We start from the raw sequence: 13,824 nt of genomic DNA, 5'->3' as shown, positions 1-13,824 counted from the left end.
AGCACGAGGGGCTCGGTGTAGGGCGCGCGTGAGAAGACGACCATCGGCATCGAGAGCGCGAGGGCGACCACAGGGACCAGGGCGAACGTCGGCCGGACGATCCGCCGCGCGAGCGTGAAGACGGCCAGGAGGGCGACCGCGCCGATGACCAGGTTCGCCCGCAGCAGGGCCGGCTCACCCCCGACCCAACCGGCCAGTCCCAGCATCCCCGGCAGCAGCTTGGCGCCCTGGACCTGCAGCGATCCGCCCACCAGGTCGTAGGCGCCCGTGGCTGCAGAGAGTCCGGGGACCGCGTTCTGGACGGTTACGGCTGCGCCGACGGGGATGCTCGGTGAGGGGTGCCCGGAGAGCCACATGCCCTCCAGCGTGAGGAAGCCTGGGTCGCGCGACACGATGATGAACGTCGATGCGAACGGGATGTTGACACCGAGCCACACCACGACCGCACCGAGCGCGGCGAAGGACGACACCAGGTGACTACGGGTCGCAGGCAGGACCGCCGGGGTGAACCGCCAGGTCGAGAAGACGACCACCGCGAGCAGTGGAAGCACGACGACGGGGCGGAACTGCGAGCACAGCACGCACACCGCGACCACCAGCGAGGTCCAGAAGAGCAGCATGACGATGCGGTCCGGCAGACCCACGACGACCCTGGCCCACCGGGTCGGCTCGCTCTGGCCGGGCGCGGGCGGGCTCGCGAGCCGTCGCGGCTCGGCGGTGCTCGTACGCGAAGGGTTCACGTGCCGTGTCTCGTCTCTCGTCGGCTGCTCGTCACTCGCGACCCTATCCGCGCGATCTGTCGGCCCCGACGGCTCACCGATCATCGCCGAGGACTGCGCCGGGTGCCCGCCGAGCCGTCGTCGCGCGGTGCCGCTTGTCCGCCAGCACCGCGACGCCGGCGCACAGGAAGTCGCCGACGATCATCAGCGCACGGCTGACGAGGGCCAGGGCGAGCGCCGTCGACCTGTCCATCACGGGCGCCATGGCCAGTACCAACGCCGCCTCGCGCGCTCCGGCCCCGGCGGGCAGGAAGACGATGACGAATCCCACGACCCAGGCCAGCGCGTATGCCCCCGTGGTGAGCAGGCCGAGGTTCGCGGACGAGACGCCGGAACCCGCCGCGAGGCACCACAGGTGCGCGCCGAACGTGACCCACATCACGAGTGCCCAGGCCGCCGACCGCAGCAGGGTCCGGCCCGATATCTCGTCGCCACCCGGCCGGCGCAGCACCCGGCGCGCCAGGACCATGACGCGGTTGAACACTGCGGGGACGAGCATGACGATGCCGGCGACCGCCACGAACAGGAGCCACCAGTACGCGCGCAGGGCATCAGCTGAGGCGACCGACAGGGTCGCGCCCGCGACCGCGATCCCGACGACGAGCCCGACCACCAGCTGCGTGAGCGCGGCTGACCCGGCCCGGACTCGCGGGACGCCGTACTCCGTCGACAGCTCTGTCTGCGCGAGCACCGGCCAGATGCTTCCCGGGATGTACTTGCCCAGCTGACTGAGGAAGTACACGCGAGCGGCGGCCGTCACCGGCAGCGGTGACCCCATCCCCGCCAGCACCGATCTCCAGGAGAGTGCCGCCGCGAACAGCCCGACCAGCACGAACGCGAACGCCCCCACGATGCTCGCGGCATCCAGCCGGTGCACGGCGTCGAGGATGTCTGACCATTCACCGGCGACGAAGACCACCACGAAGCCGACGACGATCAAGGTCCCGAGCAGCTTGACCCACCGTGCACGGATGCGTCGAGGGGTCGGCTGATCAGGGGCGGGCGGCACCCGACGATCGTAGGTGAGCGCAACGGGAGCCCTGGCCACGGTCGTCGGTCCCACTGCCGACGCCTGTACTGTCCGCACCATGCCCCGCGTGCTCTTCGTGACGAGGAAGTTCCCGCCGTCGGTCGGCGGGATGGAGACCCTCGCCGTTGACGTGTGGCACGCGCTCGACGGTGGGGACGCCCGCCTGATCGCCCACCGCGGGTCCAACCGGGGGCTGCCGTGGTTCCTGGTCCGGGCCGCCGTCTCGGCCCGACGGGCTGCGCGTCGTCGCGAGGTCGACCTCGTGCTGACGGGCGATGTGCTGACGTTCCTGACGCTGCGGGCGTTCGCTCGGACCGGGCGCGCACGACTGGCGACGATGGCGATGGGCAAGGACGTGGTCTGGCCACCACGCCCGTACCAGTGGTTGGTGCGGCGTTGGCTGCCCTCCGCGGACCTGGTCGTCGCCATCAGCCAGGCCACCGCCGGCACGGCCATCGCGGTCGGTGTACCCGACAACCGGGTCCAGGTCGTACGGCTGGGTGTCGAGGAACCCCCGGAGGCCGACCGCGAAGAGGCGCGCCGCGAGCTGCGCAAGCGTCTCGGTATCGACGACGAGACCGTCGTGATCGCCACGCTGGGCCGGCTCGTGCGCCGCAAGGGCGTGGCGTGGTTCGTCCGCGAGGTCCTTCCTGGGCTGCCGGAGCGGTGCGTGTACGTCGTGGCCGGGGACGGGGACGACCGGGCACAGGTGGTCGACGCGAGGGCGGCGCTCGCGGACCCGCGCCGCGTCCGGCTGCTCGGCGCAGTTGACGACGCCGACCGCGAGTTCCTGCTGCGTGGGTGTGACATCTTCGCCCAGCCCAACATCCCCGTCGCGGGGGACATGGAGGGCTTCGGCCTGGTCGCCATCGAGGCTTCGATGCGCGGGGCCCTGGTCGTCGCAGCAGACCTCGAGGGTCTGCGCGACGCGGTGGTCGACGGGGAGACGGGCATCGTCGTGGCCGCACAGGACGCCGGCGCATGGGTGCGTCGGATCGGTGGGCTCTTCGAGGGCGACCGGCTGGCCTCGTTGGCCGCGCAGTACGCCGACGGGTGCAGACGCCTCTATGGCCGCGACCGCATGGGCGCCGAGCTGCGTCAGGTCCTCGGTGTCAGGTCGCCGAGCGTTTAGCAGCCGTCGTCGGGATCAGCCTTCGACCGGGGTCAAGGTGCCGTCCGGGCCGATCCTGCCTACCCATAGCCGCGAGGTCGACTCGACGTCACGCTGAGGGATCCGTTGCAGAGGGTTCTCCCACCAGCTGATCGTCGTCGTCCGCAGCGGTACAGGCGCGGTGCCGCCGGCCCACGGCACGGAGTCGGGCGTGAAGGTGACGACCTTGACGTCGTTGTCGCCCCACGCTGCCTTGATGGCCGCGAGGTCGGACGCCGTCAGTGGCACGTTCGCCTGAACGACGTCCACGTCACATCCGCTGCGGAGCGTGGTGAGGTACGGCGGCGACCCCGCGCCGACAGCCATGTAGACGACGGGGCCATCCCCCACGGCTGCGCACACGGTGTTCATCTCGCCGAGCCGTCCCCCCTGCTCGACCGTTGTGAGCACCGGGCTCCAGGTCAGGATCGGGAAAGCCGCGACGACGACGCCTCCGGCGACCGCGAGCGCACGCAGGACCCGCGAGCGCTGCGCCCAGAGCGTGTCGACGACGACCGCCGACGCGATGAGCAGTCCGGGAATGGTGACGGGAAGGAACCGTCGCATGGCCCAGGTCTGGTCCGGTGTGATGGCGATGTCCCAGAGATAGAGCAGTGACGGGGCGACCACGACGCCGAGCACGAGCGCGAGCCGCGGATCGCGCCGCGCCACGAGGCGGTAAGTGATCAGCGACAGCCCCACCACCGCGAGGACCACCATGGGCCAGCCGTAGTACATGCCGTGCCACGAGAGCGAGTACTCGTCGTAGCTGCGCGTGGGATCGAGCGGCAGATGGTCCATCTCCTGGAGGGCGCCCACCACCGAGGCGTACGGCGAACCCGCGGGGATGCGTCGGTTGACGAGCCACAGCGGCCGGCTCGCGAAGAAGGCTGCCACGACCCCGACGCCAACGACGGCGGCCGCGGCGAGCCCGCGTCGGCGGGTGAGCACCCAGCGGCGCAGAGGGTCGAGCGAGCGGAGGGTGCCCAGCACGATCACGAGGATCACCGTGCCGGCGAGGGCGGCCATGAGCGCCGTGAACTGGTGGGAGAGGGAGACGAGATACGACGGGCTGTGGAGACGGAGGTCCAGGTAGCCGATCGCCACCATCGCCAGAGCAGCGCCGATGACGATCCCCGTGGCCCCGACCTGTCTGCGACGCACCCGTGGGCCGAGGGCTGCGGCCGCCGTCAGTCCCAGGCCACCGATCAGACCGATCACAGAGGCCGCGCCGTCGATCCGCACGAGGGCGGTGCCCCCGATCATCGCGCCGGCGAGCAGGTATCGCCACCACGTGCGCGTCTCGATCGCCGACCACGCCATGGTGACGCCGCCGATCACCAAGACAAGCGTGAGCGGCTCGGTGTACGCCGCGCGCGAGAACACCATCATCGGGATCGACACGGCCAACGCTGCGAGCGGGACGAGCGCCACCGCGGGCCGGACCAGCCGGCGGGCGAGCGCGAACACGGCCAGGAGTGCGACTGCTCCGATGACCAGGTTGGCTGCCAGCACGGCCTGGTCGCCGCCGACCCAACCAGCAAGTCCGAGCATCCCGGGCACAAGCTTGGCGCCCTGCACCTGCAACGGGCCCGACAGCGGGTCGCCGGTCGACGCAGAGAGCCCGGGTACTACGTGCTGGACGTCGATCGCGGAACCGACCGAGATGTCCGGTGCAGGGTGAGCGCTGAGCCACAACCCCTCGAGCGTGAGGACGCCGGGGTCGCGTGTCGCTGTCACGTACCGGGAGGCGAACGGGAGGTTCGCAACGAGCCAGAGGGCGGACCCCGCGACGGCGACCGACGACGAGACGACGGACGCGCGGGTGGTGGGCAGAGCGGCGGGCATGAACCGCCACGTCGATGCGACCACCACCGCCAGGAGAGGGAGGACGACGACCGGACGGAACTGGGAGGCCAGCACGGTCGGCGCGACGACCACCGAGCACCAGAACATGAGCATGACGAGCCGGTCGGGAAGGGCGACAGCTGCCGTGCGGGCCCGATCGCCTGGCGAAGGACGGCGTTGCCGGGACGATCGGGACGGCGGAACAACGACGGCCGAACGCGCGCCTACCGGGCTCACAACTGCAGCTTCGTCGTCGGTCCGTTCACGGTAGGCGACCTTACCTGCCGAATCTCGTGTCACCGTCGAGCGTGACGGGCGGCCGGGCATCGCTCAGCCGGCGACGAGGACGTACAGCGGGCGCCTGCCATCGTGCAGCCTCGAGACGGGCGCGCCAGCAGCACCGGCGACGCACCGACAAGGGAAGGATGGTCATCAAGGCCTTCATGCAGCACCGACGGCGACCCATAGGGGTCGGGCCAGGCGTCCCGGGTAGCATCGGTGAGCCTCCCGGCGGCCACGCCGATGCAGCAGGCGACGTGGCGAGGACGGACATGACGAAGTGCACGCAGGCTCCCGACCTCGGGGTGGAGGTCTGATGGACGGCCCAGGTGGTCGCGGCACGATCGTCGCGACCGGCACCTACGACGCGGGCGTCCATCCCCGCATCGGGGTCATCGTCGAAGGCCTGCGTGAGCGAGGCTGGGACGTCGACGAGATCGTCGAGCCGCTGCGGCTGGACACCGCCCAGCGCGTCGAGATGCTGCGGAGGCCGCAGCTGCTGCCGCGGCTCGTCGTGGCACTCGCTTCCGCGTGGTGGCGGCTCGCCCCGTCGCTGCGTGCCCGCCGGCGTCATGGACCCCGGCCGACAGCGGTGCTCGTCGGCCATCTCGGGCACTTCGACATCGCTGCGGTGCGCCGGCTGATGCGCCCGGCGCCCGTGGTTCTGGACTTCCTGATCTCCGGTGCGACGACGGCCGACGACCGGGGGGTTGGCGGCCGTCTCAAGCGTCGGCTGCTCGTCGGGCTCGACGCCTTCGCCTTGCGACGGGCCGACCTGGTCGTCGTCGACACGCAAGAGCACCTGGCGGCGCTGCCCGAGGCTGTCCAGGAGCGCGCTCTCGTCGTCCCGGTCGGCGCAGACGCGAGGTGGTTCGATGCGGCGCACGTGCCGCGGGTGACCGCGGACTCTCCGATGTCGGTGGTCTTCTACGGGCTGTTCACGCCGCTGCAGGGCACTCCCGTGATCGCCGAGGCCCTGCGCCTGCTCGACGGGCTGGTCGAGGCGACGGTCGTGGGCACGGGTCAGGACGAGTCCGAGGTGGACGAGGTCCTCGTGGGAGTACCAGGCGTGACGCGAGTGTCGTGGGTGGCCCCCGACGAGCTGCCCGCCCTGGTCGCTGCCCACGACGTGTGCCTAGGGATCTTCGGCACAAGTCGTAAGGCGTTGTCGGTCGTGCCGAACAAGGCGTTCCAGGGCGCGGCCGCCGGGTGCGTCGTCGTGACCGGTGACACCGCCCCGCAGCGACGGACCCTCGGCGACACCGCGGTCTTCGTGCCGCCAGGCGATGCCGTGGCGCTGGCGGCGGCGCTGCGGGCGCTCGCGCTCGACCCCGCTCGGCGGCGTGACATGGCCGCGCGGTCGGTCGCGCACGCTCGGTCGACCATGTCGGCGGCCTCCTGCGTCGGTCCCCTCGACGCGGTCCTGGTCGGTGGCTTGTGAATCACGTGATCGCCCTGCTGCGCTCGCGATGGCTACGGGTCGGATTCGTCGTCGTCGCGCTCGGGGCTGCCACCTTCGCGGTGGTGCATGAGTGGGCTGACGTCCAGAGCGCGCTGACCTCCATCTCGGCGTCCCTGCTGGTCGGCTGCGTCGCGCTCGCCGTCGTCAACGGACTGCTCACCCTGTTCTCGTGGCGCGCGGTCCTCGCCGACCTCGGCTCCGACGTCCCGATACGGCCGGCATCGACCATCTACTTCATCAGCCAGCTCGGCAAGTACGTGCCGGGCGGCATCTGGAACATCGTCGCAGCCACCGAGCTCGGTGCCGACCAGCGGATCCCGCGGAGGCGTTCCCTGAGCGCCATGGTGGTCTCGGTCCTCGTCGCGATCGTGTCCGGCCTGGCGGTGGCGGTTCCCGCCCTGCTGCTCGCGGGGCCGACCGGGATCGACGAGCGCTGGGTGTGGGCAGCACTGGCGGTCTCGCTGCTGGTTCTGTCGCCACCCGTGCTGAACCGGATCCTGACGGTCGCGCTCAGGCTGGCGCGCCGCGAACCGCTCGAGCACCCGCTGACGGTGCGCGGGACGCTCAGAGCGACCATGTGGTCCGTCGCGGGCTGGCTCGTGGTCGGCCTGCAGGTCTGGCTGCTCGCACGTGCCGTCGGCCTGCCGCCGGGCATCGACACCTATCTGCTGGCGACCGGCGCGTACGCCCTGGCGTGGACCGTGGGGTTCGTCATCATCTTCGTCCCGGCGGGAGTCGGCGCACGAGAGCTCGTGCTCGCGTTGCTGCTGTCCGGGCACGTCGACCGTGACGCCATCCTCGTGGTGGTGCTCGTGAGCCGGGTCGCCCTGACCGCTTCTGACCTGATGCTGGGCGGAACGGCGCTGGTGCTCGGTCGCCGGCGGGGATCAGCTCACGGAACTATTGCCCAGCCGACGAGCCCGGGTCCACGCGTCGGGTAGTGCGTCTGCCACGCGCGGAACGGTGCCGTCGCATGCCAGCGCAGGTCACCGACGCGGAGCGACGCCGGCTGACGCAACCGACCCGAACCCTCGGTGCGGTCCGCCATGGCGACCGCCCCCGTGTCCACCGGACGACGTCGCGCGATCGTGTTGCGCGCCGCTTCGAGCGCGTAACCGAACGGGTAGCCGTAGTGGTGGGCGCGCGCCTGGACGAGGCCCGCAGACCGGAGCGTGTCGGTGAGGTCACCCACCGAGTAGCGCCGGTAGTGCCCGACGTTCTCGTCCCACGGCCCGAAGCGCTCGGGCTCGGCGGGGACCGAGACGACGACGTGCGCGCCGGGCCGCGCCGCGCGCAGCCACGACCGCAGGATCTCAGCGTCGTGCTGGAGGTGCTCCAGGACCTCGAACGCCACGAGGAGGTCGGCTGTGTGATCGGCGTGCGGGTTACGAGGGTCGTCCCATGCGGGCACCACCACCCCGCCGGTGTCCGCGACCCGCGCGGCGGCGATCTTCGCGGACGACTCGGACGGCTCGACCGCTACGTAGGCGGAGTACATCCCGGAGAGGCGTGCGCCGAACGACCCCTGACCGCAGCCGAACTCGGCGACGACGGTTGACGGGCTGCTGGGCAGGAGGGGCTGGACTGCTCCCCAGCGCATGGCACCCCACCAGGTGAGCGGGGGCACGGGCAAGAGCACGATCGGAGCGGGCACGGCTACAGAGTCTGCACCACGTCGGCGGCGGTCCGCCTCCAGCGCGCCCGCGGACGGTCAGCCGAGCAGGTCGGCTGTGACCAGCTCGGACTGCACGAGCCGCGCCCGTCGTGACGGGTCGGCACGTAGTGCGGCGGCCGTCGGAACGTCGACGAGCACCAGCGATCCGTCGCCGGCAAGGACTCTCAGGCTCTGCGCCATGCTGACGATGGTCAGCGCCGGCACGGCCGCGAGCAGCGTGCGGCCGGAGTCAGCGAGGGCGGGCATCAGGTCGATGTGACGGATCTGCGCGGTGCCGTCGTCGAGAGCATCGGCAAGCGGGTCCAGAGGTGGCGACCAGCCGAGCACGTCGCCGTAGGTCATCACGGCAGATGCGGCATCGATCGCGCCTGCGGGAAGCTCGTCGTCGAACCGGCGTGCGAGGCCGGCGAGTGCAACGGCGACCGTCGGCACGGTCATGCGTCTCGGGGGCTGGTTCGTCACCAGCGCATCGAGGGCCGTTCGCGAGTCGAGCACGACGCATGCACCGAGTCGCCATGCCGCGAGCGCCCACACGAGGCTGCGCCAGTGCATCGGCAGGTGCAGACCGATCCGAGCACCGGGTCCGGCGTCGAACTCCTCGACGAGCAGGTTCGCCGTCTTGTTGACCCAGTTCACGAGCACGGCACCCGACAGCTCGACGCGCTCGCCGCCGTCGCCGTACCAGGTGATCCGGGGCCGACCGGGCTCCGCTGTGAGCAGGGCGAGGAGGTCGGCGATGGTCGTCGGAGGCACGCCGCAACCCTACGGCGACACGCCCGGGGAGCCGGGATCGCCCAAGTTCACCCGACAGAACCGGGCAAATACCATTTCCCCGCTTGACCAACGCGAACGACACGCGTGTAATTCCATAGAACGGATTCACCTGCAGCACATCTTGCTCACAGCAGAGAACGTCGTCACGGCCTCACCCATCCACAGCAGCACCCAGCACCAGAAGACCCGCACGGAGGCACGCATGTGGAATCTGCTCGACAACGACGAGATCTTCCCGACGGACGCACGCAGGGCTGCACAGACGCAGGCCTCCAACGTGCTGCCGATCTTCGGTGCCCTCGAGGACGAGGGGCCGATGGGATGGCAGGAGCGCGCGCTGTGCGCCCAGACCGACCCGGAGGCCTTCTTCCCTGAGAAGGGCGGCTCCACCCGCGAGGCCAAGAAGGTGTGCACGGGCTGCGACGTGCGCTCCGAGTGCCTCGAGTACGCCCTGCAGAACGACGAGCGCTTCGGCATCTGGGGCGGCCTGTCGGAGCGCGAGCGGCGCAAGCTCAAGCGGCGTGTCGTCTGACGTTCACAGGTTCTCGGGGCGTGTCGCTCCCGGGCTCGCGCGGGCGCTGCCGCACCATGTTCCGAGCATGACTGACACGCTCCAGCCCGTGGACGTTCCCACGGCCACCTCCGCCACACCGGTGACGACGCCGGTGTCCGCGGTCGTCGTCACCCACGGCAGCACCCGGTATCTCGAGACGACCCTCGCCGCGCTCGCGGCGCAGACGCGTCGGCCGCTGCGGGTCTTCCTCGTCGACGTCTCACGGGTGCCCGACGAGACCGTCGCCCCCGCGTTCCACCGCGCGTTCGAAACCGAGACTGCGGGCGGTCCGACTCCCTCCCTCCACCTCGTCCACGTGCCCGACGCCCGCACGTTCGGGCATGCCGTGCGACGCGCGCTCGCGAGCGAGGTCGGACCCACCACCAGCTGGCTGTGGCTCCTGCACGACGACAGCGCGCCGGCGGAGACTGCCCTGGCCGAGCGTCCGAGCCGTGGGTCGCGCGCCGTCCGTGGCGGTCGCCGGCGTCAAGCAGCGCACGTGGACGGATCCCGAGCGGCTGCTCGAGGTCGGCCTGCGCACGTCCCGCTCCGGTCGCCGCATGACCGACGTCGAGCCGGGCGAGCTCGACCAGGGGCAGCACGACGGTCGCGACGACGTCCTCGGGGTCGGTCTGGCCGGCGCCCTGGTCCGGCGCGACGTCTGGGACGACCTGCGCGGCACGGACCCGCTGCTCGGGCCGTTCGGCGACGGCTTCGACCTGTCGCGGCGCGCGCGCCTGGCCGGCCACCGCGTCATCGTCGTGCCCTCGGCCGTGGTGCGGCACGCGCAGGCGGGCTACCTCGGTCTGCGGGACGACCCGTCGACCCCGCCGACCGATCTCGACGGGGACGGCGAGGACGACGCCGCCGACCCGCGCCGCTCGTTCGACGCCCGCCGACGCGCGCTCGTGCACAGCCGGCTCGTCGCCGCGCCCATGCTGCTCGTGCCCGTCGTCGCGGTCCTCGCGCTGGCCGGCGCGCTCGTGCGCTCGCTGTGGCAGCTGGCGGCCAAGCAGCCGGGACTCGCGGTCGACGAGCTGCGGTCCGCCGTCGTCGCGGTCCTGCGTCCGGCCGGCGTGGTCCGTGCCCGGGCCCGCGCCACGCGCACCCGCCGGCTGCCCCGGCGTGCGCTGCGCCCGCTGCAGGCCGGCTTTCGCGACGTGTGGGCCCAGTCGCGCGACCGACGCCTGGCGCGGGCCGAGGTCCGGCGCGTCGTCCAGGCGCCCAGCGGCTCGAAGCCGGGGGCTCGCAGCCCTGGCCACCAAGCGCCGCACGACCCTGGCCGTCCTGGTCGGCGGGCTCGCGATCGTCTCGGCCGTGGCCCTCGGCTCGCTGGTCGCCCCGGTGGCCGGCGGCGCGCGGCTCGTCGGCGCTGCGCTCCTGCCGACCTCCGCCCGGCTCGGCGAGCTTCTGGAGCGCCGCGACGTCCGGCTGGGTGTCCGGCGGCCTCGGCACGCCCGGCCCGGCCGACGCGCTGCTGACCGTCGTGGTGGCACCGACGGCGGCCACCGGCGGGTCTTCGGCGGCCGCCGTGGGTCTGCTGCTGCTCGGTTCCGTCCTGCTCGCCGGCGTCGGCGCCTGGGCCGCAGCGGGCGCGGTCACCCGCTCCGTCGGCGTGCGCGCGTGGGCGGCGGTGGTCTGGGCGGCCGCTCCGGCGCTGCTGCTCGGTCTCGGGTCGGGCCGGCTCGGTGCCGTGGTCGCGCACGTGATGCTGCCGTGGGTGGGCCTCGGCCTCGCCCGTGCGGTCGGGGTGCAGCGGGTCGACCAGGTGCTGTCGGGGATCGCGACGGCACGACGTGCGGACGACGAGGACCTCGATCCGGACGGTCCCGCGCTCGCCGCCGAGGTCCCTGCCCCCCGTGAGGCGACCGACTCCGGGCAGACCCCGGTGGCTCCCCCTCGACGCCCGGGTAGGTGCCCCCGACCCGACGGGCTCGATCGCCGCCGCTGCCGGTGCGGCGCTCGCGTTCGCCGTCGTCGTCGCGGGTGCGCCCGTGCTGCTGGTCCCCGGCGTCCTGGCGCTCTGTGTCGTCGCGCTGTGCGCCCCTCGGCGCCGCGGTCGCGTCCTGCTCGCAGCCGTCCCGGCGGTCGTCCTGCTCGCCCCCGCGCTGCTCGAGGCGGCCCGACGCGGCCTGCCCGGCTGGCGCCTCCTCGTCGCCGACCCCGGGCTGCCCGCGGCGTCGCAGGCGGCGGACCCGCTCAGCCGCCTGCTGGGCGTCCCCGCCGACCCCGCCTCGCTCGTCGGCACCGGGCTTCCCGCAGGGGTCGCCACCGTCCTGCCGCTCGCGCTCGGTGCGGTGGTGCTGGCCCTCGCCGTGCTTGCGCTCCTGCGCGGCGCACCGGTGGCGCGCGCGGTCCGCGGCGCGTGGATGGTCGCCGTCCTCGGGCTCGCCACCGCGACCGTCGTCGTGGCGGTCCCCGTCGCGGTGTCCGACGGGTCCCTCGTCCGGGGCTGGGCCGGCCCGGCCCTCTCGCTCGCGGGTGCCGGTCTGCTCACCGCGGCGCTCATCGGCACGGACCGGCTGCGCGAGCGCCTCGGGCACTACTCCTTCGGCGTCCGCCAGCTGCTCGCGGCCCTGCTCACGGCCGTCGCCGTCGTGGTGCCGGTGCTCTGGCTGGGCACGTGGACCTGGCAGGCCCGGACCGGGGACGCGGTCGCCCTGCACACGCAGGACGGGGTCGTCGTGCCGGCCGTCGGTCAGCAGGCGCAGCAGTCCCCGGCCGCGTCGCGCGTTCTCGCCGTCAGCGCGGTGCCCGGCGACGGCGGCGAGCCCACCGCGACCTGGCAGCTCATGCGCGGCGACGGACCGGCGCTGGTCGACCAGGCGGCCGCGGTCTGGACCCGCACGGTCGACGGCGACCTGACAGATCCCACCGCGAGCCCGGCGGACGCCGCGACGCACGAGGTCGACGCGCTCGTCGCGCGGCTCGCGACGGCGGCGAGCGGCGACGTGGCCGCCGACCTCGGCTCGCTCGGCGTCTCCGACGTCCTGGTCCCCGTGCTGCCCGACGACGCCGCCGACAACCCGACGGCGCAGACGGCACGCGACGAGCTGGTCAGCCGGCTGGACGCGACGGCCGGCCTCCAACGCGTCACCGCCAACACCGCGGGCACGCTCTGGCGTGTCCAGGCATCGGCCCCCGGCGCGGGCATCGCGGCTCCGGACGTGGTGACCTCCTGGGCCCGGGTGCTACCCGCGGACCCTGCGGCCGCGGCCGTCGCGGTGCCCTCGGCCGACCGCGCGATCGACACGACCGTCGCCGCCGGTGACACCGGTCGTCGGATCGTTCTGGCCGAGCGGGCCGACCCGCACTGGCACGCCTCGCTGGACGGCGAGCCGTTGCGGGCCGTGCAGGACGGCTGGCGGCAGAGCTTCGACCTCGGTGCCGGGGGCGGCCACCTCGTCGTCGGCTACGTCAGCCCGGACCGCACCCCGGTGCTCGTCCTGCAGTCGCTCGTCCTGCTCGTGACCCTGCTGCTCGCGGTGCCGGTCCGTCGGCGTCGCGGCGGCCGCACCTGGAGCGGACGCTCATGACGGAGACCTCGCGTTCGCGCGTCTGGCTCGATCGGACGGCCCGCGCGGCCTCCGGCCTCGTGGCGCTGGGCCTCACCGTCGTGGTGGTCGCCGCGGGTACCCGGGCCCCGGCTGCGGACGACTCGACCGTCGCTGCGACACGGGTTCCCGTCCCGCCCTCGGCAACCACGCTCGTGTGCCCGGGACCGCTGATCCTGCCCGACGACACGGGTCGTGGGGACTCCGCGTTCGACCCGACGCCGGTCGCCCCGATCAGCACCCTCGCGGCGCTGACGGCGTCGCCGAGCGGTGCCGGTACGGTCGGGCCGCTGGACGGGTCGACCACGTGGACGGCCTTGAAGGCCGGCGGTGACGCGATCAAGGTCCCCTCCGTGGCGGGTCCGTCCGTCGTGCGCGTCCAGCCCACCGAGGTCCCCGCGCGGGTCGCGGCCACGGGCAGCGGGCTCGTGACCGCCGGCGACCTGCGGGGTCTGGCCGCGGCTTCCTGCCAGCTGCCGGCGGGCGACGCGTGGCTGCTCGGCGGCGCGACGGACCTGGCCAGCACGGCCCGGCTCGTGCTGGACAACCCCGGGACGACACCGGCCGAGGTCGCGCTCGAGGTGTGGGGACCGAACGGCGTGGTCGACCTGACCGGTGAGCGGTACCTCGTGGCTCCAGGCGCCGAGAGGGTGGTGTCGCTCGGGGGCATCGCCGCGGAGCAGCGCCGGATCGGCGTCCACGTCGTCGCGACGGGCGGCC

The 13,824-nt window shown here is 73.0% G+C and carries 10 protein-coding genes and 1 pseudogene; 7 read left to right on the top strand and 4 right to left on the bottom strand.

Annotated features, from left to right (window positions below):
* Positions 1 to 813: 813 nt before the first annotated feature.
* A complete protein-coding gene (locus AC38ZX_RS15165) occupies positions 814 to 1,788 on the bottom strand; it encodes a lysylphosphatidylglycerol synthase transmembrane domain-containing protein (protein WP_426592746.1) in 975 nt (324 codons plus the stop codon).
* 13 nt (positions 1,789 to 1,801) lie between these two features.
* Here AC38ZX_RS15165 and AC38ZX_RS15160 point away from each other — a divergent pair, with 13 nt between their 5' ends.
* Positions 1,802 to 2,941, top strand: a complete 1,140-nt coding sequence (locus AC38ZX_RS15160) for a glycosyltransferase family 4 protein (RefSeq protein WP_491295054.1) — start codon at positions 1,802 to 1,804, stop codon at positions 2,939 to 2,941.
* Positions 2,942 to 2,956: 15 nt separating this feature from the next.
* Here the strand turns inward: AC38ZX_RS15160 and AC38ZX_RS15155 are convergent, their stop codons facing one another.
* Complete coding sequence (locus AC38ZX_RS15155) at positions 2,957 to 4,921, bottom strand: hypothetical protein (RefSeq protein ID WP_491295053.1); 1,965 nt, start codon at positions 4,919 to 4,921, stop codon at positions 2,957 to 2,959.
* A 481-nt stretch (positions 4,922 to 5,402) separates the two neighbouring features.
* On the opposite strand from AC38ZX_RS15155, the gene AC38ZX_RS15150 reads away from it, so the two are divergent.
* Entirely contained in the window at positions 5,403 to 6,527 is a 1,125-nt protein-coding gene (locus AC38ZX_RS15150; RefSeq protein ID WP_491295052.1) for a glycosyltransferase, read from the top strand.
* Positions 6,524 to 7,489 carry a lysylphosphatidylglycerol synthase transmembrane domain-containing protein gene (locus AC38ZX_RS15145; RefSeq protein WP_491295051.1) on the top strand — a complete coding sequence of 322 codons (966 nt, stop codon included), beginning with the start codon at positions 6,524 to 6,526 and terminating at the stop codon, positions 7,487 to 7,489. Before AC38ZX_RS15150 ends, AC38ZX_RS15145 begins: the two co-directional genes overlap by 4 nt.
* On the opposite strand, the gene AC38ZX_RS15140 is transcribed toward AC38ZX_RS15145, so the two are convergent.
* The gene (locus AC38ZX_RS15140; protein ID WP_491295050.1) at positions 7,441 to 8,202 is read right to left on the bottom strand and encodes a class I SAM-dependent methyltransferase; all 762 of its coding nucleotides are present in this window, start codon (positions 8,200 to 8,202) and stop codon (positions 7,441 to 7,443) included. The two genes, AC38ZX_RS15145 and AC38ZX_RS15140, sit on opposite strands and share 49 nt — an antisense overlap.
* 57 nt (positions 8,203 to 8,259) lie before the next feature.
* Positions 8,260 to 8,976: a TIGR03089 family protein gene (locus AC38ZX_RS15135; RefSeq protein ID WP_491295049.1), complete on the bottom strand. Its 717-nt coding sequence runs from the start codon at positions 8,974 to 8,976 to the stop codon at positions 8,260 to 8,262.
* Positions 8,977 to 9,199: 223 nt separating this feature from the next.
* Between AC38ZX_RS15135 and AC38ZX_RS15130 the strand changes: the two genes are divergently transcribed.
* The 4 genes and pseudogenes from AC38ZX_RS15130 to AC38ZX_RS15115 all read left to right on the top strand — a co-directional run.
* Positions 9,200 to 9,529, top strand: coding sequence for a WhiB family transcriptional regulator (locus AC38ZX_RS15130; RefSeq protein WP_426592739.1), 330 nt, complete (start codon positions 9,200 to 9,202; stop codon positions 9,527 to 9,529).
* Positions 9,530 to 10,002: 473 nt separating this feature from the next.
* Complete coding sequence (locus AC38ZX_RS15125; protein ID WP_491295048.1) at positions 10,003 to 11,031, top strand: glycosyltransferase family 2 protein; 1,029 nt, start codon at positions 10,003 to 10,005, stop codon at positions 11,029 to 11,031.
* 378 nt (positions 11,032 to 11,409) lie between these two features.
* Positions 11,410 to 13,086 (top strand): hypothetical protein, encoded by a 1,677-nt coding sequence (locus AC38ZX_RS15120; protein WP_491295047.1) that lies wholly within the window; start codon positions 11,410 to 11,412, stop codon positions 13,084 to 13,086.
* Positions 13,083 to 13,823, top strand: a pseudogene (locus AC38ZX_RS15115) (DUF5719 family protein); the annotation flags it as partial. The gene AC38ZX_RS15120 and the pseudogene AC38ZX_RS15115, both read left to right, overlap by 4 nt.
* Position 13,824 lies beyond the last annotated feature (1 nt).

This window comes from Cellulomonas sp. McL0606 (genome assembly GCF_058248365.1).
Note: the sequence above shows the minus strand (reverse complement) of the source record. Positions and strands in the feature narration are given on the sequence as shown.

What these genes read in the sequence shown, in the direction of transcription:
- AC38ZX_RS15155 (WP_491295053.1), bottom strand. Translation starts at nt 4,921, where the DNA reads ATGCTCATGTTCTGGTGCTCGGTGGTCGTCGCGCCGACCGTGCTGGCC.
- AC38ZX_RS15150 (WP_491295052.1), top strand. Translation starts at nt 5,403, where the DNA reads ATGGACGGCCCAGGTGGTCGCGGCACGATCGTCGCGACCGGCACCTAC.
- AC38ZX_RS15130 (WP_426592739.1), top strand. Translation starts at nt 9,200, where the DNA reads ATGTGGAATCTGCTCGACAACGACGAGATCTTCCCGACGGACGCACGC.